This window comes from Alkalibacterium iburiense, from assembly GCF_039521845.1.
Classification (GTDB): domain Bacteria; phylum Bacillota; class Bacilli; order Lactobacillales; family Carnobacteriaceae_A; genus Alkalibacterium; species Alkalibacterium iburiense.
Genome location: NZ_BAAACW010000078.1, coordinates 1 through 26,248 on the forward strand (window position 1 = coordinate 1; position 26,248 = coordinate 26,248).

The window sequence follows — 26,248 nt, forward strand, 5'->3', positions numbered from 1 at the left end:
TACTCCCACTTATGTTAATCAGAGGAAGTATTTCTCTTTTTTTCTTGTTTTTTCATAAAACTTTTTACACTACCATAGTTTTTAATCTCATAGAGAAACACGCCCTTTCCGGTAATCAGTACCGAGTCCAATTGAAAAGTTTGCCTGTTCGTTTCTAACAAGCGGTCTGCCAAGTATAGATGAGGGCATGTTAATCGCTCAAACAGTTCATCCACACTCCTCTCCCCTTCATACCCTTTCCTTAAGTTTGACAAGTAGCCTTGATTCTCTTGCGATAAAGCACCCAAACAATCTAAAGTTTCATATAGTTTTAACAGCATCGGTTTCTCTCTCATGGCCATCCCTCCTCTTATATATACTGTCTAAATAAATCCAAAATCATTTTTTTGTAAAGATTATTTTAATTGTTTCAATCCTCTCTGGTGCATTGACTTCACTTTGGAAAGCACTTACACTTAAAAATAGATATATACTTATAGGAGGACATAACATGACCAAACGTTTGAAAGAAGGCTTTTTGTGGGGCAATTCTGTGTCGAGCATGCAGACAGAAGGCGCTGTTAATGAAGGAGGCAAAGGCCCTTCCGTTTACGATATTCGAGAAGCAGGAGAGCACACATCGGATTGGTCGGTTGCTACAGATAGCTACCACCGGTATGAAGAAGATTTCGATTTAATGAAAGAAATGGGAATGAATGCGTATCGTTTCCAGATTTCCTGGTCACGGATTATTCCAGATGGAGATGGCGAAGTCAATGATGAAGGACTGGCCTTCTACGACCGATTCATTGATGCCATGCTTGAACGTGGCATCGAGCCGATGATCTGTCTCTACCATTTCGACATGCCTTTAGCTTTAGCTGAAAGATACGACGGGTTCTTATCCAGAAACGTCATGGAAGCCTTCGTGCGTTACGGAAAACTGGTCATTGACCGATACAAGCATAAAGTAAAATACTGGTTAAGCTTCAACGAACACGACCTCTTTGCGAATCCAGGCATTTCTTTCCGAGTCGGCGGCGTCCTGAACACTGAGTTCAGTGAGAAAGGCATGTACCAGATTCAGCATCATGCTATGGTCGCACATGCAAAAATTGCGAATTATTTGCACGAGACAACGGATTGTGAAATCGGAGGGATGATTGCTTATAGTCCCTACTACCCGGCGTCATCTCATCCGAAAGATACTCTAGCAGCTGACTTGCTGGATGACTTTACGAATCATGCGTTCTTATACACCTTTACTCACGGAGAGTATCCGGCTTACTTTACGACTTATTTAGAAGACAGAGGCTGGACTCCGGAAATGGGTGAAGAGGATTTAGAAGAAATCAAGAAGATGAAGATTGATTGGCTCGCTTTCAGTTACTATTCCAGTAATGTCATCAACGGACGCGACATCCCAGAGGATGCACCGATTACCTCTTATCCTAAATACGGTGGAGAAGAAAACCCACATCTGGACCGCACAGAATGGAACTGGCAAATTGACCCAATCGCTTTCCGTTTAATGATGCGTGATATGTATGCCCGTTACCGTCTGCCTTTATTTCCGATTGAGAACGGGATTGGCGTCATTGAGGAGCTTCCGGAAGATGAGTATATCCAGGACGATTACCGTATTGCCTACCACCGAGACCATCTTCAGGCGATGAAAGACGCTATTCTTATTGACGGTGTCGAGTGTCTGGGTTATCTGGGATGGGGATTAATCGATATTCTGAGCTCACAAGGTGACATGCGTAAGCGTTACGGTATGGTTTACGTGAACCGTGAAAACCACGACTTGAAAGACCTTCGCCGCATTCCGAAGAAGAGTTTTTACTGGATGAAACAAGTCACCGCCACCAACGGGGAGGACTTAAGTGATATAGAATGACTGACACGTTAACAATTGCCACCTACAACATTCGAACAGATACTCATGATGATGGACCTGAAGGCAGTCGCTTCCGATGGGCTAGTCGTTTTCCTTACATTAAACAACTGATAGATACTCATAATTGGGATATAATTGGCATTCAAGAAGCTCGAGAAAACCAGCTAGAGGATTTAGCAGCTCTTCCTGGTTACCAAGCCGTTGGGCAAAAACGATCGAGTGATGAAGAGGCCGAGTACAACCCTATTCTGTTTAAGACGGATCTGTTTGAATTGCTAGAAACGCAAACCTATTGGCTGTCTCCCTCTGGAGAAGTTAACAGTCAAGCAGAAGAATGGGATGCGGCTTACCCGAGGATTTATACACTCGCCCGCTTAAAAATGAAAGAAACAGGTCAAACACTGACCGTCCTGAATACTCATTTTGACCATACCAGTGAAAAAGCAAGGCACAAGTCTTCTGAATTAATCGCCGAAAAAGTAAAGGCATTAAATAGAGACGAGCCCCTTTTTCTCACAGGTGACTTCAATGGTGAGAGACAGGAACGCTTTTACGACACTTTATCCCATGTCATGCGTGATGCTGAATTAGAATCCCCGCATCAGATTGGGCCAGATGTGACGTGTACACTCGTCACCTTTGACTATATTCCTAAATGGGAAGACATGGTAAAGATTGATTACATCTTTATTAATGAGCATGTAGAAGTCATCAAGACAGAAACGTTAACCGATAAATTCAACGGGTATTACCCATCCGATCACTTCCCTGTTTCTCTAAGCTGTCGCTTAAAACAAAAAAATCGTTAGTGAGCAGACTACTCACTAACGATTTTTTATTTCTCGACAACAAATGTTTCATAAGGCTCTAATCGCACATGGGATAAATCATAATCTGTTTTACCTGTATTTGATAGGATAACCTTAGAGGCTGCTTTATTTTCTGAGAAATTCACTTCACATACCGTATCACTAAAGTTTGCGACCACCAACCATGTCTGACCCTCGTAAGACCGTTCGTAAGCAAATATCTGCGGATGGTCCCCCATTACTAATTCAAAGTCTCCTTCGGTTATAATGAGGTGCTCGTTTCTTAACTGAATAAGCTTGCGGTACGTATGAAAGACAGAACTCGGATCGTCTAAGTTACTTTCTACATTCACCTGCGTGACATTCTCATTCACATCTATCCAAGGCGAACCTGTGGTGAATCCTCCTTGTTCAGATGCTTCCCATTGCATCGGAGTACGCGCATTGTCTCTTCCTTTCGCATGAATGGATCGGAAGATATCCTCTTTGCTGTAACCCTGGTTCAGCCGTTCATGATATAGGTTAAGTGTTTCAATATCTCTGGCTTGAGAAATATCAGATATCGGATGATTCGTCATCCCTATTTCTTCGCCCTGATAAATATAAGGGGTTCCTTTCATCATATGTAAAAGGATAGCCAGCATCTTCGCACTCTCTTCTCGGTACTCTCCATCATTGCCAAATCGGGATACAATACGAGGGGTATCATGGTTATTCCAGAACAAACCCGTCCATACTACTTCAGGCATGTTAGTCTGCCAATGATTGAACACTTTTTTCAATTGGATAAAATCTAATTCAGCTAAATCCCATTTCGCTTTTCCTGGTTCTTCATCTAATGTTAAATGTTCAAACATCAACACTTTAGAAAAACGGTCCTTATTTGGGTCGGCATAATCGGCAGCATTTTCCGGCCGTGCTCCCCAAATTTCTCCTACAGTCATCGCATCATATTGACCGAAGGACTCACGGTTCATCTCTTCAATATAGTCAAACATCTTCGGACCGTTACCCAATATTTTCTCATCCGGCTTTTTACCAATGAGGTCTATCACATCTAGTCTAAACCCACCAATGCCTTTGTCCAACCAGGTTTTAATCATGTCGTACGTGTCCATACGCATGTCTTTGTTTTCCCAGTTTAAATCCGGTTGTTTCTTACTGAATAAATGAAGATAGTATTGACCACTGTCTTCATCAAACTCCCAGGCCGAACCACCGAAGAAAGATTGCAAATCATTTGGTTCCTTCCCATCCACTGGGTCTCTCCATACATAATAATCACGGTAAGGACTGTCCGAGCTGGACTTCGATTCAATAAACCATTGGTGTTCATCCGAAGAATGATTGACTACTAAATCCATAATAATACGAATATCTCGTTTCCTGGCTTCCTTTATTAACCGGTCCATGTCATCCATTGTTCCAAAGTCCGGATGGATAGCCAGATAATTACTGACATCATACCCGTTATCATCATTAGGTGACGCATATACCGGGCACAGCCAAATTGCTCGAATGCCTAAATGCTGTAAATAATCCAAGCGACTAATTATGCCCGGAATATCACCTATCCCGTCTCCATTTGAATCCTGAAAACTTCTCGGGTAAATCTGATAAATCACTGCTTTTTTCCACCAAGTCATCTGTCTATAAACTCCTTAACTAAAATACGTTGGAATGATTGAGTTTTCAGCTGGCTCTTCTAGAATCAGCTTCATTAAAGTCTCCACACCTCTACCGCCCCATTCTCTCTGCGAATAAGACACACTATGAATCGGTGGAGTCAGAAACTGAGTGATCTCACTCTGGTCAAACCCTTTGATAATAATATCTTCTCCAATATTTCCGTCTACCTCTTTAAAATAATTATAAGCCCCAAGGGCCATCTCATCATTTAAAGCAAAAATACCTAGGCGCTCTCCTTCTTTACATTGAATCTGACTAGCTGCTGCATAACCGGATTCTGCCGTGAAGTTTCCTTCAACGACTTCAATAGCGTACCCTTCTTCTTTAGCCACAGTCATGGCTGCCGCTAACCTTTCTTGACTATCAAAGTTATTCTTCGGTCCAGAAAGAATGAGAACCTGTTCAATGTCATCCCGTTTAAAAGAGTGCATCGCTTCTTTTGTACCCGTTGTATTATCTAGTAGAACACTCCGAATATTTTCGTGTCTTAAATCTCTGTCCAGAACAACAATAGGGTAATTTAATTTAGCATACTTTAATAACTCTTCATCTGAGTAGGTATTATCAATAACTAATATGCCGTCAATCATGCGCTGTGGCAGCAATAGACGCGAACGTTTCCCAGAACAGACAATGAGCTCTAAGCCGTACTCTGTAGCTTTTTCATGCATACCTTGTAGCAAATCCCCATAGAATGCTCCCTGGTACGAGGCTATGTGAACAGCTATAATATCGGTCTTTTGCTTACGCAAATTCTGTCCAGCCATATTCGGAATGTAATTTAAATTATTAGCGATTTCCACGATTTTATCTCTCGTTTTATCGCTCACTCTCGGACTGCCATTCAGTGCGTAAGATACTGTCGAAATGGATACTCCAGCTTCTTTTGCTATATCTCTAATTCCAACCATTTTTCCACTTGCCTTCCCGTTTTATTTATTTTATTATATCACTCTTCTTTCCGATAATGACGGGTTCCTCTGGTCATTATGAGAATTCGTGCGGATGTCTTTGGCTTAATTTTTCTGCTGCTTCTATTCTTCCAGTAGGGATTAAGCGTTCATTGGTATACATCTCCAAATGGCCATTGGCATGGAAAGGACCGCCCTCTCCTAACACCGTCCACATCGGATCGTGAGGCTCATTCATTTTACTCATCATCTCATCATGCCAGTCCTGTAATAATACAGTTGCTTCTTTGACTACTTCAGGGTAGTCATCAGCTCTGTTGTGTTCTTCATGAGGGTCTTCTTTCAGGTTAAACAACTGATGCTTATCAAACAAATGATAACCATCATGATACGTTCGAATGTATAACCAATCCTTGAATCGCACACTTCTCTGGCACACGTGAGCATTTTGGCTGATGATTAAAGCCTCTCGTCCATTTTTCTTTCCTTCCAATATGGTATTAGCAAAACTTTGGCCATCCCAATCAGAACTGGCTTCAACATCCAATAATTCAGCTAATGTCGGAAGCAAATCTAAACTATAATGCAACTCATGATCCACGTGTCCCTTTTTATTACCAGGATATTTGATAATCATGGGGATATTACAAGTATATTTGTCCGCCGTTCCGTGTTCCGCATAAATGCCTAATTCTCCCAGATTTTCTCCGTGATCCGCTGTAATGATAATCGCTACCTCATCTTTAATGCCTTGTCTTTCCAATTCTTCGATGAGTTCAGCGACATGGTCATCCATGTAGCGCACGCCTGTATCATATCCGTCAATAAGCTGACGCATATCAGCCATATCTTTCAGTTCCGATACATGTCTCGGCCATTTGTCAATTGGCTTATTCCAGTACATATCCACTTCCCTCGCCGAATGCGGACCGACGAGTTCTCTATCTTTTTTTAGTTTCTCTTCAGTTAACCATTCCGGTAAGGGATCGTTTTTAAAAGGTTCACCGTATTCCTCCGGTGTTCTGTATGGCGTGTGAGGGTCCCAGTAATTGACATACAATACCCAATCTTCTTTCTGACCATTTTCTCTCAACCATTTTAGAGCATCCGGATTAACTTCAGAAGCAATCTCATCGCCTAATTTCCCGTTATTTATGACAGTATTCCACCCGGCGTTAAAGTGCCAAGCTGAATGGCGTTCAGCAAAAGTGCTGATTAATGTCGTTTCCATTCCTTTTTGCCGGAAAATTCCAGCTAAACTGTATTGAAATAAATCATCTTTAAAATCCAAGTTTTGTTCAGAAATCCTTAACCTTGACGCTTCACCACCATGATTGACGAGACCGGTTCGAATCCCCATTTTACCTGTGGCTAAAGCTGTTCGCGAAGGCATGCATGGGGCATCAGAAGTGTAGTATTCTGTAAATCGTACCCCTTCTTCAGCTAGTTTATCAATTGTTGGTGTTGTATTGCGACGATACCCGTAACACCCCATATGGTCTGGTCTCAATGAGTCAACATCTATGAATAAAAGTTTCACTCTTCCACTCCTTAATTTGTAAAAAAGCACTCAGCAAATAAACTATCTACTGAGTGCTGGTTGTACGTCATTTATAAGGTTAGCTCTGCTGTGTCCAGTTGAGTAATTCTGTTCCTTTTTTAACATATTCATTATTCATATACAGATCATACAATAAGTGACTTTGGTAATTGAACAGCATCAATAAGCCGGCACCTTTATCGATTCCAATGACTCGTTCAGCTACCCATAACTCTTCTCCTTCAGCATTATAAGAGTCTAAAAAGCCGTATTCACTCCACAACTCTGGGACTTCTTTGTAAAAATACTCCAAGGCATCCAAAGACTCTTCTGGCGTAAAGATAATGGAGCCGAGTGCCGCTGTTGGAGCTATCGTCCCGTCGTCATTTTCAACGGGATTCCCTTCTCTATCCCATGCCGGTGCACCGTGAGCGTGATAGCCTCTTGGTCCGTCACAAGCTGTGAACCCCCAAGCTTTCTCACTATAAGACGGTCGTTTATCTTTATTGTCTATCGCATACTGTCTTTGGGCTTTGGTTGCTTGAACTGAATTATCAAACCAGTTCACACCGTCCGCATCCACGACATTCCTAAAGTCATACCAGGCATGCGAGTACTGGTGAATGAACATGGGATTATGTGGGGCAGAGTAAAATGTATAGTCTTTGTATTCCCGTTTCGGCCTATCAAAGCCGTCATAAATTTTAGCCGGAACAGCATAAGTCGGTGAGCCGACTCCTAGGATATACTGCATCAGTTGCTCGGCATAATGGTCCCATTGACCCGTTCCACCTGTTTCTTCTTTATACCCCATGTAATAATAATTGCGTTCTTCATCATAGTACTTCGTCCAGTCTACACGTTTATAAATTTTGTCAAAGTAGTCGTAGACTTCTCTACCGAAATATTCCGCTACTGTGATGGCTCCATTTAAAAAGAGTGAGGTATCAATAATAGAAGCGACATCATAGTCATTTTCGTATTTCTCGGCTGTTTTCATATCTAAGAAATGGAAAAAGAATCCATTTAATTCTTCCACGTTATACCAGAACGTTTTCAAAGTTCCTAAAGCACGCTCGTGCCCTTCTTCTTTCGTAATCCAGCCTTTTTCGACTCCGATAACAATAGCGCTGAGTCCGAAACCGACAGACGCAATACTTGCTCGATTCGCGTCATTCGGTCCATTTCCGTCGCGTATTAATCCATAAGCCGGGCTATCTGGATCGGTTACGGCTTCTTTCCAAAAGAAGTCAAAACTTGCTTTCATTTCTAGTTCTAGTATGTCATGCTTATCCATTTATAATACAATCTCCTTTTTATTCTCCTGTAATTCCTGAACGGTCGACACTTTCAACAAACCATTTTTGTGAAATAAAGTAGATAACAAGTAATGGCAAGATTGAAAGCAGTGTAGCGGCTAATTCAATGGCTTCGTTTATGCCCCCTATTCCATCGGCATTCGCTCCCGCAAACATACTATTGTATTGGGCAACGAATCGTTGCAATTCGAGTGGCAAGGTCGTGAGTTCACCCCCAAAGTAAATAGAAGCCAAGTATGTTTCATTCCAATACCAAACAAGTGAAAAGAGGAAGCTGATGATAAAGGCTGATGTAGCCATTGGAATAGCAATTTTCATAAATATCTTAAATTCCCCAGCTCCATCCAATCTGGCAGCTTCAATCAGCGTCACCGGAATGGTTTTAAATGTTTGGTAAAAGATTAAAATAAAGATGGCACTGTTGATTCCTTGTCCTAATCCGGCAGGAATCAAGTACGATGCAATACTCCCAAGTAAACCGAGTTCGTTAAATAAAATGTAACGCGGAATGACGGTTACCTGTGGCGGAATAACAAAGGTACTGATCACGAGCATGAGCAGTATTTTGTTCCCTTTAAAGTTGTATCGAGCAAATCCGTACCCTACGATTGCCCCATGCAGCATTTGAAGAATGGACGGCAAGATAGCCACGATTGCTGTTTGGAGTAAAGACGGAATATAATTGAGTACATCATAGGCTCTTTCAATATTCTCTGTATAAAACTGTGTGGGGATCCAGTTAACGGACGAGTTAAGCAGATCTCCTAAGTCTTTAAACGCGTTTGAAACCATATAAATAATCGGGTAAAGGAAGACAAAGCCAACCGCTATCAACAGAGAATACGTCACTATCTTTGTCAATAGACCTGTTCTAGAGTTGGTTCCCATGAACACTTTTTTAAGGTTTCTTTTTGAGAAACGCGTATTCTTTTTTCTTGAGGTACTTTCGAGTGTTTTCACTTTTTTCTTCCTTCCCTTTACGTGTATCTCTTATTAAACAGACTGATTATTACCGTAAAGACGACGAGTATGATAACGATCAATAAAAAGTATATCCAAGACAAGGCTGAGGAGTAGCCAAAGCCGGTTTCAAGTTGAAACATGTGTCCTTGAATATGACTGATGATCTGATTTAATCCTGATACCGAGTACATGACTGTTGTATAAACAATATTGACGAGAATCATTGGGAATAAAGAAGGTAACGTAATCTTCCAGAAACTTTCCCAGGCCGATGCCCCGTCAATGGCGGCTGCTTCGTATACTTTCTTATCTACTTTCGTCAAGGCCGCAATAAAGATTAATATTTGCACACCTGAAAACCAAAGGAGAATAATGAGGTTGTCAATAATGAAAATAAAGAGACCGGACATGGCGTTATTCATACTGCTTATCACTTCATAGATGATGTTGTCTTGAATCACATCGATGGTCGCAATGTCCAAATCAATCATCTTCGATAAGACAGGTCCACTACTGATAATCACGGGAAGGAAAAAGATTGTTCTAAAGAAGCCTTTTCCTTTGACATCCTGGTTCAGTAACAAAGCAATCATTAACGCTATGATGACAATGATAGGAACTGCGACGACGATTTCCCTTAAAAATCCTAAGACGCGGTTCACAAATTCAATATCTCCTGTGAGAGCTTGCTGGAAGTTTTCCATTCCTACTGAGCTCGTTTGAATCCCATCCGTTGTAATTGTCACATTAAAGAAACTCAAATAAAAGGAGTAGGCTATGGGGAAGACTGTTAGGACAACAAAACCAATCACCCAAGGAAGAATAAATAAATAACCGATATTTTCTTGATTTTTCAATATCTTCTTCATTCTTTATTCTCCTCCTTCCCAGATTAGATAGCCTAATTCACTGACTGTTCCATATTCACTCTCATAAGCTGTCTGAGTGTAGTTCACAAGTAATGTGACGCCATTAGAATAAGTCACTTCAACAACACCCTCGTCGATGACTTCACGAAAATCAATAGTCGCATCTTCTACGACATCATCCAATTCCTTTACTGCTTCATACTGCTCAAGCAACAAATCTTTCCAGTTCTCAAACTGCGAGGTGTAAAGATTGTTAGATGCTGTATCAATCAATAAAAACGGATCTTCACTTGTCAGATAAAAGGACGGGTACGCTCCGTATTCCATCATACGCAAGAAGCCTTCTTGCTGGTTAGGCTGAAAATTAGTAAATGGAGCATAATAATCCACGTATCCTTTTAGCACAATGTGCATAAAGGGAACACTATCTGTCATATAATAATAACCGGAATCTGACATAGGTATGTCTAGATATTGGCTGGTTGTGTGCCAGAGATAAGCATTCGGTTCATATAATGCAGGCAAGTCTTCTGTATACTCCGCCATTGTTTCAATAAGTTCAACGGTATGGGTTTTATTTTCTTCTCTCGTAAAGGTATTGCCTCTATTAAAGGAAGAAAACAAAGCTTTCGGCGTATTCATCAGGGCTAAATGATTCATTCCAAACTCTTCATAAGACGACAAATCTCTTTCAAGTAATTCTTTCGCACCCGTTAACAAGAGATAAGAATAATCAATTTCCCCATCCTGGTCTTCATATAACGTTAGATTACTTGTATTGATTTGTTCAACCAGTTCATTGTTTTCAATACGTGTCGGTTGACGGTAAGCTTTAGTGTAATCTGTCTGGAAAGCCAAGTTGAAACCTAATTCAGCTAACTGATCCTGTGCTGCTAATACTTCACTCTGGCTACCCACCCGACTATCGACAGGGAACTTATTTGGTAAGTCCGATGTTCTCCCACCGTCATACCAGCCTTTATAAATAATCAGGGCTTCTTCAAGTCCTTCATCATGCAAGGTCTGGATATGATTGTAGACATCCATAATAGGAGTCATTGTTACGTAACGGTTCCATAATAATCCAGGTTCTCTCTCTCCTGCTAAGAATTCAATGCGCATAGGAGGATTGTCTTTCGAGTCTTGATTCAAGACGCCCATGTCAACTAGATAACTTTGATAACTTTGGGCCATTCCGATGTAGTTGGCATCTTCCTCCATCAGCACATCGTATCGAAGGGCAATGTCAAAGGTGTTTCTATCAGCCTGATAGTTATCTACAGCTTGGGTTCCGCTTCTATTCGTCGGTTGACGATAAGGCGATCGGAATACATATTCTGTTGTAATCCAGTTAAACTCTGTCGACAAGCCTGCTTTATAAGCAACCAGTTCGCTATAGGTTTCACCTGATTCAATGATTGTAAATAAAGCATTCTGGTCGACACCGTGTACGACGCCATACACTGGCATAGAGACTTGGTGTGGGGCTTGTGTATCTGATAAAGCCGTTCCCGTTGTTATACCTTGATCGGTACCGTAAACTCGTCCACGGTACGGAAAATCCATACGAGCAGATTCATCATCATACCGTATCAACGAACCGGGACCGTCGGGTATGAACATATAACCACCGACTTCATCCATCTTTGTCGCTCCCATAAAAGGATACAAAGATAAAGAAGTCAGGCGTGCATTTTCCGGCTCTACAATCTGGTCATCTGGAATCGTGACAGTAAATGTTGATTCTTCCAGCTCTACTAAGAGTGTCATTTCTATTTCAGAAGGGAAGACTATGTGTGCCTCAAATCCTCTATCCGTAAAGGTTAGATTGATTTGAGTATCGTCTTCTAGTATCGTTTCAGTTCTTTCCTGGTCAGTTCGATTTAGGTAATCCACTGATAGAGCGGATCGAACAAAGTTCTGCCAAGTTTCGTTTAGGTTTTCATCTTCAATATTATCAATAGTTGAACTCCAAATAAAATCCGTTTCTTTGTTCACTACCTTGATGGCTAAAGATTCTTCTTCGACGTATAAGGCTAAAGAATCATTTTCAGCTGCCAGTTCAAACCCATCCAGACTGGGATTGGGACTGGTGACTGTGCTCTCGTCATGAGGCTGTTCGAGTAAATTTTCATCCACTTCAGAAACAGTTTCCTCTACTTCATCCACTTCTTCATAAATAACAGTGTCGTCTTCATTTTCAGCAAAGGCGACATAACTGACTGATCCCAGCAAAGCGATAATCAGAGATGTTGCTATTATTTTTTTAGACACGTGTCAACACCTCCAGAATGACGGAATAGAAAAAGTCGTATAAGTTTAAGAATAAGATGTAAATGATATAAGCAATGACGACAGTCACAAGGGCTGCGAACAGTGTCAGCAAGATATTCTGAATCATTTTCCAGCCCTGGAAATCATGCATGGTTCTAATTAATATAACTAAATGCAACAAGGTATAGCCGAACATGACCTGCATAGGGAAACTAAACAGAAAAGCCTCATTCAGGGTCAAAACATTAGATAAGGCTATGACCGGTAGAATGCCAACAATAACAGGGGCAAAGGAGTAAGCGACTCCAATATAAACATCTTTAAAAGATCCTTCTCCTTCTGTTATAGTACTCACCATAAAGTTCATCGAAATGAGTAAGCCCATACCTAGTATGACGACTGTCGATAATAGAAGGATATTATAGGTTTCTGTTAACTGCCAATTAAAGATAAAGCCTGTCAAATAATTGAATAATATGAATTGGATTAAGAGTATGCCGTACAAAATAGTAGCTGACTTCACAGATGAACGATCAAGATTCTGAATGTCATCTAATGTATCGATAGGGTGTCTGAACATTCTAAAGACTAATCCTAATTCAACCATAGTCGGACTTTTTCTTAATGTCTCTCTAACATATCTTGGAATAGTTCGCTTGCCTTGTCTCTTCAACCAGGCATTAACCCCTTTATAAAGGATAAAGATTAAAATCAGGATAAAGAGTAGCGTACCTAAATGGTTTTGAAACCAAGCGTTTCTGATTTCCCAGAATGCATTGGAATAAGCAGGAATAGCTTCCGCTGTTCTATAAGAAACCAAGGCTTTGTCGTACTCTTGACCTTGAAAATACGACTCACCAATAGCAAAGCGAGCCATGGTAAAAGAAGGATTTAAATTGATGACATTTTCCCAATACTCCTCACTTTCGGAATACCTTCCGTCTTCGTATAAAACAAGTCCATTGTGTATTTCATCAGTAAATTCTGTTGTTCTTAATTTATGAATAATCTGGGCTTCTGAATCGGCTACATAAAGTGTGCCATACTCATCCACTGCGATGGCTGATGGGTTATTGTAAACCCCTAAACGCTGAGACCCTGCATCCCGACGGCCAAACATAAAAAGAAGTCCTCCCGCACTGGAGTATTCAATAATCATCCCTTCGTTAGTTAAAACATAAAAGTTGTTATACAAGCCAGTCGCAATGTCAATTGCTCCATTAGGCTGATACATGTCCTCTCCTAGCATATTCGCTCCTGCCACATTTAATTTGCTAACAGCATTCACTTGCGAGGAATTGGTTACTGTATATACAATCCCTCTGTCATCAATGTCGATATTAGTGGATGCTGGAGGAACATTTCTAAAAATACGGGCTTGTTGAATTTCGGATAAAATGTTGTCTCTAATCACTTGTAAAAAATTCGTTGGCGCTTCATTTGCTCCGTAATAGCCCTGAAATTCACCATCGGGGTTCAGTTGGATGACTCCAGAAGTCGCTCCTTCTCCGATAATATACATATTTCCTCTAATGTCTACAGATAACTTGCGAGGAATGTAAGGGGAATTGCTCCCAAAAAGAGGTTCCTCTGGTCGTCCGAATTCCTCTAGCAGCTCGCCTTCTTCCGAAAACTTATAGACCATACGAGCCGCTCCATCTGCGACATAAATATTCTGATTACTATCTAAAGCAATACCCGTTGGATCACTGAGGACATCTTCTCCAAAGGTGGTCTCAATGTTTCCATTAATATCCATAATCACGACTTGCCTGGTGCCTGAATCTACCAGATAGACCATTGAGTCTTGAATAACTAAATCTTCTGGTGAGCCAATTTCATCGCTGTATAAAATATCGTAGGCTTCATAAGCCGTTTGTGTTTCGACTAGTTCACCATTTGGTGCCTGGGAATACGTTCGATAAGCTGTATTGGCTTCAGTCTGGAGAGGTAAAAAACATAGTGTCATTACCAGTAATACTGTTGTAGCTATAAGCTTGCTTAGTCGACCCATTGCTTACCCTCCTCTTACTTGATACCTGAATGTGCCATTGTATCCATGACTTGTTTTTGCATGAATATAAAGATGATGAGATTAGGAATGAACATAATTAACGAAGCAGCAGCACTAATTCCTTGTCCAGCTACCGCATTTCCCTGGTCACTCGCTAATGTACTCATATAAAAGGCAAAAGTTCTTAGGCTTTCGTTATTAATAAATAAATCAGATGTTTCAACGTTGTTCCATGTCGCTTGAAAAGCTAAGATAGCAACGGTCGCAATGGCTGGTTTAATCATAGGAAGAATAACTCGCCAATAAATTTGAAAGTCATTTGCGCCATCCATGACAGCCGCCTCAAGCATCTGATCTGGAATTTGATCGATAAACTGTTTGATTAAAAACAAACCGACCGGCATAGCCAAAGCTGGTAGTACATGTACCCAGAACGAGTTAATTAATCCTGTCTGGTCAATCACAATGTATCGGGGAATCGCTACAGCTGTGGCTACAAACATTAAGGCAATCGTATTAATTTCTGTCAATGCCTTTTTCATTTTGAACTGTTTTTTAGACAGTACGTATCCAGCCATAGTGGCGACAATAATGGTTAAGACAACCACTACTAAACTCACAACGATACTATTGAATAAATATCGGGACATAGGTGTTGCCCCTAAACTCGTACTTTCAAATAAATTTCTAAAATTCTGCCATGTCGGCTTCTCCACAAAAAATCGAGGAGGAAAAGCAAACAATTCATCGATGGGTTTGAATGCATGATTGATAATATAAACAATCGGCAAACCCATGATAATGGCCAGCGGAATTAGCACCGCGTAAAACTTTAACTGACTTTTATGAAATCGTTTCGGATTGATTTGATTTCCTTGATATGATGCCATTATTACTCTCCTTCTCTATTTTGTATTGTCACCGAACAATTTGGTTGCTACTCTTGAAAAAGTATAGATGAGTAAGAGTAGCATGACAGATATGGCTGCTGCATAGCCCATTTCATATCTGAGGAAACCATAGTCCTCAATGTGGTTCACCATCAATTGACCCGCGTTTTGTGGAGTGGGGTTAGATCCCGATAAGGCAACCCCTATGGCCCCGCCTTGGAAGGCACCAACGACGGCCATAACTGCTCCAAAAAGCATTTGTGGCTTCATAGATGGTATCGTGATATAAAATATTTCTTGAAAACGATTCGACATCCCATCAATATAAGCTGCTTCATAGACCTCTTGGTTGATATTCAGTATCCCTGATAACATAGCCAAGAACCCGACCCCCATACTGCTCCATAAAGATATAATAATCATAATGTTCAGCAAGTATTCGGGTGATTGTAAAAACTGAATTGGTTCAATGATAAAGTTAAAGCGTAAAAGCAAACTGTTTAAGTACCCGTTCGCATCCCCACTAAAGATGATCGACCATAAGACTGACATGGCTACCCCTGCCGTCATGGATGGTGAGTACATAATTAAAGCTAATACGGTTCGAGGTCTATGCGGAATTTGGGCTAACATCCAGGCGACAATGAACGATAAAGCATAGCCTCCCGGTCCGACCAATATTGAAAATTTCAATGTGTTGGGTAAAACATTCTGCATAAAGACTTCATCTTGAGTCAATAGGTTGACGTAATTTCTTAATCCAGCGAATGTGGGAAATTGTATGGCATCGAAATTAGTGAAAGAAAGAAGCATAGCCATAATAACAGGCAATACAATAAACACTGAAAACAATAGAAAGTAAGGGGCCAAAAAGATGAGAGTAGACATCCCATCATACTCCTTGACACGGTCTATTCCACTTCTCAGCATTCCTTTTCTTAGTTCACCTTGTCTTGCATCACTCTTCAACATTTTGATTCATCCATTCTTCAACTGTTTCTAACTGAGGGACACGGTAGGGCGTGACAACCTCACCATTTTCAATGTAATTAAATTCTTCCATCTTTCTTGTTATTTCTCTATTAGCTGTAATCACACTATAGTCAAGGGAAGCTCGCACATTTTCATCATAGAAAACTGTTCCTGTCCATGCATTACTGATTTCCCTTTCTACCATGTAAGAGCCTGGTATCTTTGGTACTTCTTCAAGATGTTCCCATTGCTCTAAGATAACTTCTTTGTGTTCTTCATCCCACGGCAACTGACTAAAGGCATTCAAGTTCGCCGCGTGCCACATGTATTCTGGTCCATAAAGAGTCTGTAAGTTCGTGGCAAAATCAGTCTGTGTTTCAGCCGACAGCCACCATTTCATAAAGTCCCAAGCTTCTTCCGGCATATCACTTTGGTTAAATATCATGGCACTTTGGGCTGATCCTGGAGTCGATCGGTTGACACTGCCGTCTTCCTGTACGACACCTGGATGAACCGATATGTCCCATGAGTTTCTAATCTCTGGTGCAGCCGAGAGTAATTGAACATAAGTCTGGAAGTTTGATACGCCTATCGGAAGCTCTCCATAACGGAAAGCATTGTAGAAATTAGGGACTTCTATCGGTAAGCTATAGAGAGAATACAAATCTGTCATAAACTGCATGCCTTGAACAGACCCTTCGGAATCAATCGCTGTACTCATGCCATCTTCTGCGTAGATGTCTCCTCCAAATTGATAAATAAACGGAGCTGTAAACATGAAGGGTTTAATACCAGCTGATCCGGATAGGGGAACGTAAAAGTTCATGCCGTACCGCTGTAATTCTGGCAAGATAGCCAGTACATCATCCCAGGTATCCGGGATAGGTATATTTAACTGATCCATAATATCCGTTCGATAAAAGAGGACGTAAAAATCTTGAGTCTCTGGCATCGCATAGACTGCATCATCAATCATGTACGGCATAAACGCACCTGGAGAAAAGTTCGTACTGAATTCTTCAAAATCTTCAAACTGTCTCAAGTCATAAGCTGCTCCTCTGACGGCTAATTCCCATGGCTGTCCGACGCTGACTCCTAATGCAACGTCCGGCTGTTGATTTGAAGAGTTCGCCAGGATTAATTTCTGCTCATTAGGCATAACTGATAATATGACTTCTTGACCGGTTTCTGCTGTATAAGTAGCATCCACCATATTTTGCATTAATTCTACATATTGCTGGTTTCTTCCTACCCACACTTCCAGTACATCGTCTTCTGTTTCACCTACATCAAAGGTACGTGTAGTAAAGGAGGCAACAAACTCTCTCACTTTACTCCCTACTTGAGTGAAGAAGCCGACCGTTGGGTCAGGTAATTGATTGACGTCTGAATGCACAAATAGTTGGTCCATCGATAAAGGTGAATTTTGCAGTTCACTAATTAAATCACCCATCATTTGGGTAGTCGAACTGCTTCCCTCTGATAGTTCACTCAATCGATTAGGGAGTTGATTGGGCTCTTCCCTTAAAGATTCGAAGGTTGATATAATTAGTCCTAAAGAGACTTCATCCGTTGTTTCGATATCCAAATCTCCGTAAAGGGTATTTAATTCTTCCGCATACCCTTCTAAAAGGGTAATCCATTCTGTAAAACGATCTTCCACATCCGGTATGAATTCGCTGATTACCCAGTCTCTGTTTCGGTCTGGTTGGTTACCTGTTAACCTTGAGATGGATAAGCCTAGTGTATTCACTTCCTGTAATAATTCATTTAATCCGTTAACGATAGGGCTTAACGGTGTGATATCCGCAGTTAAGGTTAATGTATTGGTGCCTTCTTCCAAATAAATTGAATAAGGCTCTCCTTCTTCGTCTGTTAATGTTTGATTCATCCAGTCATTGCTGGCTACCATTCTATATTGCTTCAATTCTTCAAACGGGATGGTGCCATTGACTTCAATTGTTCTAAATACAGGGACATTTTGTTTTTCATTTTGTAAAGTTTTAAATGTTAAATGGTAAAATCCATCACTAGGTACTTCTACTTCATATGTGACACTTTGACCGCCTCGAGACCAAGAGTCTCCACCAAAGACATTTAATAGTTGTCTGGCAGGATCGTATGGATGGACGTTAACATCTTTTCTAGAAATTGGTCTAATATAAGAACTGTTTTTATATGCGGGTAACTCTGCTTCGTATACTTCCAAATAGTCTTCAGCTTGTTGAGCATCAATAGAATTGAGGTAGTCTGTATAAGTAGGTAATGGGCTCGAAGCATAAACACGTATATCTCCCATCAGCATACTTCCTCTAGCATTGGTTAACGTAATGGTATTGACGCCTTCCGAAAGCAAAAAGAACAAGCCTTCAGATGCTTCATTGTTTGGATCATTAAATCGGGTGTTCTGCCATTCATTAATAGCGACTTGATTGGGAACCAATTCATGCCCCGCCCGATTCGTTTCAAAATCATCTGTTTCATTTTCCCAATAAGTGGGAGCAATAATTCGTCTGCTTTCAAAATGTTGTAATTCATCGTTCACTCTAATAGATAGTTCCGGATCAATTAAGCCTTCATTTAAACGATAATAATCCATATCTATATGATATAACCCTTCTTCAGGGACGGTTACTTCAAATGAAACGGATTCTTCATTTTCGAACCGTATAACATCTCTTCCATACCCTTCTGACTGGTCTGGAGAAACGAGTTGAGTCTCTTCAAAATCTGAAAATGAGGATGGAGAGATGACAGCTTCAAAATCGCTGTCATCTCTCATCCCTTCGGACTCCCAGCTTCTTAACACTTGGTAATAGGGAGCTTCGACTACACTTTCGAAATCTTGATTCAAGAGTTCACTTGTTTCAGTTGATTCATTAGTATCATCAGAACTACTCTCTGTAGCTTGTGTGTCTATGGAATTAAATGTAAGAACAGCTGATAATGAACTCATTACTATCAACTTTTTAAGTTTTCTTGATTTCAAGATTATCTTCCTTTCATTTTAATCAGATAACATATTATTCTGCAGTTCCCATAGCTTCGACAGCTTCATCATGAGCTTGTTGAGCTAGAGTCTGTAACTGAGACGCATAATCCTGGTAACTGATATTACCTGCTACACTCTCATTAATAATATGACTGACATTTGCATTTTCTTCCTCACCAATGCTGACTCCTGTAGTCGCTTCGTATCGTGAGTTGGCAAATCCTGGTACAACTTTAAATGGTTCCACCATAGCCTGGTCGATGTCTTCGTAAGCTGCTTGAATTCCTGGTACATCCACCAATGACCAATACTGATCCAATACTTCTTGGTTAGTCGTAATTGGTAACGTGTTAAAGCCGAAGTTGTTTTCTTCAACGATGTTCATACGTGTGGTAAATCCTTCTTGTCCGAATGACATGAATTTCGCAAATTCATATGCTTCTTCAGGGTGTTCAGTGTTTTGAGCAATACCTAAGAAGTCATTAATCAAAATACTAGTTCCACCAGGTATTCCAATAAAGTCCCAATCAAAGTCAGCTTCCTCAGTTAGAGCGGTATTCATCCATGTTCCATCGAACATAAAGGCAATGTTTCCACTTCTAAAGGCTAAGCCTTCATCTCCACCACTGATACGTTCTTTATCTTCTTCTGGTAAGTTAGCATAGGTATAGCCATTCGCTCCTAAATCTCTCGCTGTATTGACCCCTTCTGCCATGATATCGGAATCTAGAGAATAGGTTCCGTCTTCAAAATTATAAGTGAAATAGCCCATATCTTCACTCACTGAACCAGGGTACCAGTCGACGATTTGAGCTGCATTAGCTAAGCCAACTAAATCTTGACCAATGTCTGTAGATGAGCGAACAAGATCAAAGAACTCTTCTGGAGAAATTCCGTACTCTGCTACATCTAGGTTTAAGTCGTTTAAAATATCTCTGTTTACATAGTATCCACTTAAGTGCTGTGCGAAAGGAACAGATACTACACGACCATCAATTCTAGCTGCTTCAACTGTGGCATCCGCTATTTGACCGAACTCTTCATCCGCTTCGGCAATTTCTGTGATATCCATTAACCAATCATTGGCAAAAGCTGTCGGAACATTACTCATCATAAAAACATCTGGCAAATTCCCTGCACTCGCTTGAGTGGCTAATGACCCATCCCAATCATCTGTCGTAACTGATTCGTCAATGACTACTTCAATTCTGTCTTGGGATTCGTTGAACGCATCGATCATAAGACGCTCAATACCAATTTCTCCTTCAGTCCCCAAGTTCCAGTTGGCGTAATTTAATGTAACAACATCTCCAGAGGGTTCTTCCCCATTTCCATCTTCAGCTGGGTCTCCCGTACCATCTGTCCCGTTTGTATCTCCGTTTCCACCATTTCCGCAAGCTGCTAATAGTAAGCCACCGACTAGTAAACTTGAGAATCCTAAGCGCATTTTGTTTTTTCTTGACATGTTTCTTCTTCCTCCTTTTGGGTTGTTGAAACGTTTCGACATGTATAGTATAAACCACACGGAAAACGTTTTCAACACTAATATACTATTTTTATTTATTTTATAACGATTGTATTCAGCTCCGAATGTAGTAATTTCTCGAGCTGGTCTTTCTGATATTTCAACCCTGTTTGTCTGTATTTATTGCTTAGCTTTTCACCAACTATTTCTTCACCATTCACTTTTATTGATTGAATAGCATTCGCATTTTCATACGTGACTTCTACTTTCTTGTCTAAAACTTTCGTTTTAACGGTCAGTCCATTGAGTTTTTCAGGTAGTACGGGGTCAAAGATTACCGTTTCTCCTTCTTCTCTTAAACCTAAAACATTTGAAATTAACTGATTCAAGTATATTCCCGGACCACTGGAGTAGATTCTCCATCCGCCTTTCACTTCAATTTCACCATTGCGTAACTTATCGTAGTTGTCTTGAGCATCATAACGGTCCGCGAAATTAGCATCCGAACTACTGAAATAAGCATTGCTTTGACGTCTTTGAGCATTTGGGACATGGTCCTTAATATTAATTGGGTTAATCTTAAGCAGGGATTGCCACGCTTCTTCAGTTTTCCCTAATTTTGCCATCGCTTCGATATAACGAATATGGGCATGAATATAAAGTAAACCAATTTCTCTTCCGAAGTTAGCGGCTTGCTCAGCTCTCTTGAAGTTCGTGCTCACTCCACCTTTGTATTCTGCCGGTCTGTTCATTAAACGAATACCGTCAGCAAAAGTTAAGTTCTCTTTGATAATAGACAAATGATGTTCCACTTGTTCTTCGTCAAACAATTCACTAATCATACTTCTTATCATAGGTAACAACCGGTATTTGACACCCGTTTTAGTATCTGTCGGGTGAATCATGAAGTCTGTTTTTCCATCTTCCATATAGATAAAACCAGGTATAACATCAGATGACATGATAATTTTTTCATAGTCTGATTTTATGTTGTCTGTTAAATCAGCCATCTTCTCAAAGAGTTCCCGATCATAAGATTCAACTACTTCAGTAAATTGCTTGAAGGTTTGATAGGTTAAGGCCACTGTCCATGTACTAGCCATGTGTTTTTTCAACTTCTGATCATGTGGCTGTAACGTATCGTCCCAGTCCCCATCTCCATATGAAGACAGATAGGTATCGTCTAAGAAATGACTCGTAATGTAATCCAACTCTTTTTCGACGTGTTGCAATAACGTTTCTTCCTCATTCGTTAACTGGTGCGTTTCTAACGACAGATAAGGAATCTCTTCCTCTAAAATACTAAAGTCATTTGTCGCTTTAAGGTAGTCACCTAATAATTTCAAAGGCCAGACGATAATATCTCCGTGACTTTCTCCTGCATGAATATTTGCGTAGTTATCATACATAAACCACTGTGGCCAATTGCCGTCTTCTTTAAATTGGTGTGTAAACAGTTTGAGTATGATGCGTTTGACTATATCGTATTGTTTCATAGCCATGAAGTATTCGGCCGGTCCTTGAGCTACATCGCGTGTTCCCCAAGCCGCTCCACCATACTGTTCTAAACCATGTGGAGACAAGTAGTGAACCATCATATTATGCGTGTACCACCAAGCCGTTACATTTAACTTCTCCACTTCAGAATGAACATTTGCATCGGAATGGTTCAACTCAAACTCGTTCATTAAGTCTGCAAAGAATGAACGGTAAGCTTGTGTTTCAGCAGCAAAGTCCAACTCATTTTCTGAGTAGTCGGCTCCTTCTAGTGACCCCTGTAGAGTGATAGAAAACCCATTCGTTTGTGGTATATCTAAGACCAATAAAGCACTTGAATCGCCTTCTTGTGTGTTCAGCAAGCTTGACCCGTCAGATAATTTGAACGATTGAGCATCCACTTTCAGATAATGCGTTAGGTCAGGATAATGATTATTGATGATACTGTGCTCGCTAGCTTTTAGCTTAATGAGACTGTTCTGTTCCTCATAATAGAAGGGAACGTCATATTCTTTTTCGTGTAAAGCTATTTGACTGGTTACTTTATAATCATACTCTGCTCCACTTTTAGTTTCGATGGTAAGTTTGACATCTGAAGACTGACTGCTAGAAAGGTTCGTCACTACAAATGTGTCTTCTTCAGTCTTGTAAATCCATTTCGTATAGTTGAACCCAATCTCGAATAAGGAAGGCATCGTCAGCAAGCGATACGTGTCATTCACTTTGACGTAAATTCTCTGCCCTTGCGTCTTCAAGACATTGAGATGGTTTCTTGTATTTGTGAGCAACTTGTTCATAGACGTATTCCCTAATACAACTTGAGCATTGAAGACACCAGCCATCCAAGAAGTCGTTGCGAGAATAGGATTATCAACACTGAGCTCTTTTCCAGTTAATAAAATCTGACCGTGTTGGCGCTCCAGTTCCACTTCTTTTTCTTTTAAAGCAACGTGGACATAGTCATCTGTGAAAAATGACAGTAATGTGTCTTCGTCTTTTTCTTCTTGTAAACGTCGAGGGTACCATTCATTTAATTCATCTTGCCCGATTGACTGAACTTTCAACGGACTTCCTATCGACTCATCTAGCTTTATTATTGGTAATGTTTCATAAGTTTCGTCTAATTCAAGTTCATCCCAGTCGCCTTTGACGTCTTCTAAATACTCCAGTTCCGTTACGGCTTCTGGATGGTTTTCTTTAAACAATCCGTAAAAGACAAAACGTTCTTTGCGATTCACTTTGACTTTATCACTCTGAAGGCCTGTATAGTTAAACTCGTATTGGTAAACTCTGTTTTCTAAATTTTCTTTTTTCAGCACTTCCGGTTCATTGGTTTCTTTGTAGCTTTTTCCAAAAAACTGAAACCCGTCAGTTGAATATCCGACGTTTTTAGTCAATGTCCCTTGTTGTGTATAAGGGAAGATATTCTCTAATTGGTTTTGACGAGAAGCCACAACATATCCGTTCTCTCCTTCAAACACGGAGTGCCCCACATACTGAGCGATGTACGACTCATTTGATTGCAATGCACCTTGATGACTAAGTCCCAGGTCAAATCCATACACAACATCGACTATTTTGTTTTTACCGTCTACATCAACAACCCAAAACCATGTGTTTTCCTTGCCTAGTGTGAATTGAACGGTATAGGAGATACCTTCAAAGGTTCCTTCCCATTTGACACTGTTTTCACCTACTGAAAATTGACTCTTCGATTTAATCCCCAATAAAGGCGCATACTTTAACTCTTCCTTTTCACTGTGTACTCTTAGATATAGATTATTCATCGACCCATCGATAGTATTCCCTATCACTTGATTCAGCATAAAGTCCTTACCTAAGGCTTGTAAAATGTCGCCTGTCGGAAGGAAAGTAAAGGATACATCTTTGGAGCTTAAGCTATACCTATTCTCCACTTTTGTTTTTACTTCAATCATAATTAATCTCCTTATTTATTAGTCAGTACAATCGTTTCTGTGTGTGATGTGTGACTACTATTATTAATGAATACTTCAAATTCTCCTGCATCACTTCGGAATGTTTGATCCGGATGGTAGTAACGCAGCATGTCTTCCGTTACTGTAAAGGTCACTTCTTCCGATTCTCCTGCTTCTAAGTGAATCTTTTTGAATCCTTTTAATTCTTTAAGCGGTCTGACTACTTCTCCTACTAAATCTCTGATATACAATTGGACGACTTCTTTCCCAGCCCGCTCACCTTTATTTGTCACGGTCACTGATGCTGTTATCTCATCACCTGGTGTCATTTCATTTTTAGACAATTGAACAGGTGAAAGCTCAAAGTCACTGTAACTCAAGCCATAGCCAAAATCGTATTTCGGATAATTAGAAGAATCGAGATATTTCGACACATACTTATCATTTGGAGCAGATTCGTAAGGTCTTCCCGTATTAAAACGGTTGTAATAAATGGGCACTTGACCAACGTTTTCAGGAAACGACATCGGTAGCTTTCCAGAAGGATTCGCTTTTCCGAATAGTATATTCGTGACAGCTTCTCCGCCTTCTGTTCCAGGGAACCAGGCTTCTAGTATCGCGTCAGAATACTCTTCAATTCCGTTTAAATCTAACGGTCTTCCATTAAATAAGACTGTAACAATCGGTTTTTTTAACTCACTAAGTCGTTTAATCAATTGGAGTTGAGCATCTGGTAGCTTGATATTGGTTCGACTCGCTGCTTCCCCGCTCATTTCCCAATGTTCACCCAAAGCTAAAACAATCGTATCTGCTTTTTCTGCTGTTTGAACCGCTTCTTCTAATTGTTCAGTTGTTATTTCTTCAATATTACTTCCCTTTGAGTAAAGCAGGTTGTCTTCATTTACAACTTTTCTCATGGACTCTAGCACTTGACTCGCTGTGTTTGGTTCGCCGCGCCATGACCATGCACCTAATAAGTTTTCATCTGTTCCAAACGGCCCTATTAAAGCAATTTTTTCTTCGTTAGGTACCAGAGGCAAGGTGTTCTGTTCATTTTTGAGTAACACCATAGAGTTTTCAGCCACTTCTAATGCTTTTTGTCTGTTTTCTTCGCTGAATACAATACTTCCTTCATCAGACACGCTGGCTGTTCGGTAAGGATTTTCAAATAATCCCAATTTGTTTTTTAATTTTAATATTCTAAGAACAGCTTGATCGACTTGTTCTTCATCTACAGACCCTTCTTCTACTAACTCTTCTAAATGGTTACTATAGGTAAAGGTCATCATTTCCATATCAACGGTCGCATCTATTCCTTTTTGAGCAGCTTCTTTTTCATTAGCCGCAACCCCATGAGGAATGGTTTCACCAAGAGAAGCCCAGTCGGTAATAATGACTCCATCAAAGCCCCATTCTTTTCTCAAGACATCATCAAGCAGCCATTTGTTTGCTGTGGCAGGAATACCATCCACTGTATTAAAGGATGTCATGACTAACTCTGCACCCTCATCTATGCCTGCCTTATATCCCGACAGGTAGTGCTCTCTTAATTGTCTTTCTGACATATCAACGGTGTTATAGTCCCGTCCGCCTTCGGGAGCACCGTATCCTGCAAAGTGTTTCACACAGGCTGCAATGGCATAGGGATCCGAGTAATCATTGTTATTTTGGTAACCTCTGACAAAAGATTCTGCAAAGCGTTCGTTTAAATACTTGTCCTCGCCTGTCGTCTCCATGACTCTTCCCCATCTTGGGTCTCGCACAAGGTCGACCATGGGAGAAAACGTGACATGTACACCGGAAACGGCAGCTTCTTTTGCAGCAATTCGGGCACTTTCCTCAGCTAAGTCTGTATCCCAGCTGGCTCCTATAGCTAAAGGAATAGGAAAAATCGTTTTAAACCCATGAATTACATCCACCATAAAGATTAAAGGAATACCTAATCGGTTCTCTTTCAAATAATTATCTTGAATACGCTTAACTGTTTCAGCACCAGATACCCCTAATACTGAACCAGCAATAGGGAGTAACTTTCTGGGAATTCCCATTTCAGCAACTGGTCCTGTAATTTCAGACTGTTCAGATTCATAAGGCACCCCAGCAATTTGTGCTAACTGACCTACTTTTTCCTCCAATGTCATCTTACTAAGTAAACTTAGTCCTGAATAATTCATAGTTTTTCTAAAAAGCTTTATCAGTGTTGATTTTATCACTTTTATATTTGTTTG

At 40.5% G+C, this 26,248-nt stretch carries 17 protein-coding genes; 2 read left to right on the forward strand and 15 right to left on the reverse strand.

Going from position 1 to position 26,248, the window contains the following annotated elements; genetic code table 11:
• Nucleotides 1-14: 14 nt before the first annotated feature.
• The gene (locus ABDZ53_RS06710; RefSeq protein WP_343754884.1) at nt 15-335 is read right to left on the reverse strand and encodes a nuclease-related domain-containing protein; all 321 of its coding nucleotides are present in this window, start codon (nt 333-335) and stop codon (nt 15-17) included.
• A 155-nt stretch (nt 336-490) separates the two neighbouring features.
• Here ABDZ53_RS06710 and ABDZ53_RS06715 point away from each other — a divergent pair, with 155 nt between their 5' ends.
• Nucleotides 491-1,879 (forward strand): glycoside hydrolase family 1 protein, encoded by a 1,389-nt coding sequence (locus ABDZ53_RS06715; protein WP_343754886.1) that lies wholly within the window; start codon nt 491-493, stop codon nt 1,877-1,879.
• Entirely contained in the window at nt 1,876-2,688 is an 813-nt protein-coding gene (locus ABDZ53_RS06720) for an endonuclease/exonuclease/phosphatase family protein (RefSeq protein ID WP_343754888.1), read from the forward strand. Before ABDZ53_RS06715 ends, ABDZ53_RS06720 begins: the two co-directional genes overlap by 4 nt.
• 26 nt (nt 2,689-2,714) lie before the next feature.
• On the opposite strand, the gene ABDZ53_RS06725 is transcribed toward ABDZ53_RS06720, so the two are convergent.
• The 14 genes from ABDZ53_RS06725 to ABDZ53_RS06790 all read right to left on the reverse strand — a co-directional run bounded on the left by ABDZ53_RS06725 (nt 2,715) and on the right by ABDZ53_RS06790 (nt 26,194).
• Nucleotides 2,715-4,334, reverse strand: a complete 1,620-nt coding sequence (locus ABDZ53_RS06725) for a glycoside hydrolase family 13 protein (RefSeq protein ID WP_343754890.1) — start codon at nt 4,332-4,334, stop codon at nt 2,715-2,717.
• Nucleotides 4,335-4,349: 15 nt separating this feature from the next.
• Nucleotides 4,350-5,288 (reverse strand): LacI family DNA-binding transcriptional regulator, encoded by a 939-nt coding sequence (locus ABDZ53_RS06730; protein WP_343754892.1) that lies wholly within the window; start codon nt 5,286-5,288, stop codon nt 4,350-4,352.
• A gap of 76 nt (nt 5,289-5,364) precedes the next feature.
• Nucleotides 5,365-6,828 carry a sulfatase family protein gene (locus ABDZ53_RS06735; protein ID WP_343754894.1) on the reverse strand — a complete coding sequence of 488 codons (1,464 nt, stop codon included), beginning with the start codon at nt 6,826-6,828 and terminating at the stop codon, nt 5,365-5,367.
• A gap of 79 nt (nt 6,829-6,907) precedes the next feature.
• Nucleotides 6,908-8,125, reverse strand: a complete 1,218-nt coding sequence (locus ABDZ53_RS06740) for a glucoamylase family protein (RefSeq protein ID WP_343754896.1) — start codon at nt 8,123-8,125, stop codon at nt 6,908-6,910.
• 19 nt (nt 8,126-8,144) lie between these two features.
• Entirely contained in the window at nt 8,145-9,107 is a 963-nt protein-coding gene (locus ABDZ53_RS06745; protein ID WP_343754898.1) for a carbohydrate ABC transporter permease, read from the reverse strand.
• A 17-nt stretch (nt 9,108-9,124) separates the two neighbouring features.
• Nucleotides 9,125-9,979, reverse strand: a complete 855-nt coding sequence (locus ABDZ53_RS06750; protein ID WP_343754900.1) for a carbohydrate ABC transporter permease — start codon at nt 9,977-9,979, stop codon at nt 9,125-9,127.
• Nucleotides 9,980-9,982: 3 nt separating this feature from the next.
• On the reverse strand, nt 9,983-12,253 hold the full coding sequence (locus ABDZ53_RS06755; RefSeq protein ID WP_343754902.1) for a DUF5696 domain-containing protein: 2,271 nt from the start codon (nt 12,251-12,253) through the stop codon (nt 9,983-9,985).
• On the reverse strand, nt 12,246-14,267 hold the full coding sequence (locus ABDZ53_RS06760; RefSeq protein WP_343754904.1) for a YIP1 family protein: 2,022 nt from the start codon (nt 14,265-14,267) through the stop codon (nt 12,246-12,248). The genes ABDZ53_RS06755 and ABDZ53_RS06760 overlap by 8 nt, the downstream gene beginning before the upstream one ends.
• Nucleotides 14,268-14,281: 14 nt before the next feature.
• The gene (locus tag ABDZ53_RS06765; RefSeq protein WP_343754906.1) at nt 14,282-15,157 is read right to left on the reverse strand and encodes a carbohydrate ABC transporter permease; all 876 of its coding nucleotides are present in this window, start codon (nt 15,155-15,157) and stop codon (nt 14,282-14,284) included.
• A 15-nt stretch (nt 15,158-15,172) separates the two neighbouring features.
• Nucleotides 15,173-16,129 (reverse strand): carbohydrate ABC transporter permease, encoded by a 957-nt coding sequence (locus tag ABDZ53_RS06770; protein ID WP_343754908.1) that lies wholly within the window; start codon nt 16,127-16,129, stop codon nt 15,173-15,175.
• Nucleotides 16,116-19,118, reverse strand: a complete 3,003-nt coding sequence (locus tag ABDZ53_RS06775; protein ID WP_343754910.1) for an extracellular solute-binding protein — start codon at nt 19,116-19,118, stop codon at nt 16,116-16,118. Before ABDZ53_RS06775 ends, ABDZ53_RS06770 begins: the two co-directional genes overlap by 14 nt.
• 34 nt (nt 19,119-19,152) lie before the next feature.
• A complete protein-coding gene (locus ABDZ53_RS06780; RefSeq protein WP_343754911.1) occupies nt 19,153-20,586 on the reverse strand; it encodes an ABC transporter substrate-binding protein in 1,434 nt (477 codons plus the stop codon).
• A gap of 95 nt (nt 20,587-20,681) precedes the next feature.
• Nucleotides 20,682-24,020: a GH36-type glycosyl hydrolase domain-containing protein gene (locus ABDZ53_RS06785; protein WP_343754912.1), complete on the reverse strand. Its 3,339-nt coding sequence runs from the start codon at nt 24,018-24,020 to the stop codon at nt 20,682-20,684.
• 11 nt (nt 24,021-24,031) lie between these two features.
• The gene (locus ABDZ53_RS06790) at nt 24,032-26,194 is read right to left on the reverse strand and encodes a glycoside hydrolase family 3 N-terminal domain-containing protein (protein WP_343754913.1); all 2,163 of its coding nucleotides are present in this window, start codon (nt 26,192-26,194) and stop codon (nt 24,032-24,034) included.
• Nucleotides 26,195-26,248: the final 54 nt, after the last annotated feature.

Coding starts and splice junctions, on each gene's coding strand:
- ABDZ53_RS06710 (WP_343754884.1), bottom strand. CDS start 335: ATGAGAGAGAAACCGATGCTGTTAAAACTATATGAAACTTTAGATTGT.
- ABDZ53_RS06715 (WP_343754886.1), top strand. CDS start 491: ATGACCAAACGTTTGAAAGAAGGCTTTTTGTGGGGCAATTCTGTGTCG.
- ABDZ53_RS06720 (WP_343754888.1), top strand. CDS start 1,876: ATGACTGACACGTTAACAATTGCCACCTACAACATTCGAACAGATACT.
- ABDZ53_RS06725 (WP_343754890.1), bottom strand. CDS start 4,334: ATGACTTGGTGGAAAAAAGCAGTGATTTATCAGATTTACCCGAGAAGT.
- ABDZ53_RS06730 (WP_343754892.1), bottom strand. CDS start 5,288: ATGGTTGGAATTAGAGATATAGCAAAAGAAGCTGGAGTATCCATTTCG.
- ABDZ53_RS06740 (WP_343754896.1), bottom strand. CDS start 8,125: ATGGATAAGCATGACATACTAGAACTAGAAATGAAAGCAAGTTTTGAC.
- ABDZ53_RS06750 (WP_343754900.1), bottom strand. CDS start 9,979: ATGAAGAAGATATTGAAAAATCAAGAAAATATCGGTTATTTATTTATT.
- ABDZ53_RS06760 (WP_343754904.1), bottom strand. CDS start 14,267: ATGGGTCGACTAAGCAAGCTTATAGCTACAACAGTATTACTGGTAATG.
- ABDZ53_RS06765 (WP_343754906.1), bottom strand. CDS start 15,157: ATGGCATCATATCAAGGAAATCAAATCAATCCGAAACGATTTCATAAA.
- ABDZ53_RS06770 (WP_343754908.1), bottom strand. CDS start 16,129: ATGTTGAAGAGTGATGCAAGACAAGGTGAACTAAGAAAAGGAATGCTG.
- ABDZ53_RS06780 (WP_343754911.1), bottom strand. CDS start 20,586: ATGTCAAGAAAAAACAAAATGCGCTTAGGATTCTCAAGTTTACTAGTC.
- ABDZ53_RS06785 (WP_343754912.1), bottom strand. CDS start 24,020: ATGATTGAAGTAAAAACAAAAGTGGAGAATAGGTATAGCTTAAGCTCC.
- ABDZ53_RS06790 (WP_343754913.1), bottom strand. CDS start 26,194: ATGAATTATTCAGGACTAAGTTTACTTAGTAAGATGACATTGGAGGAA.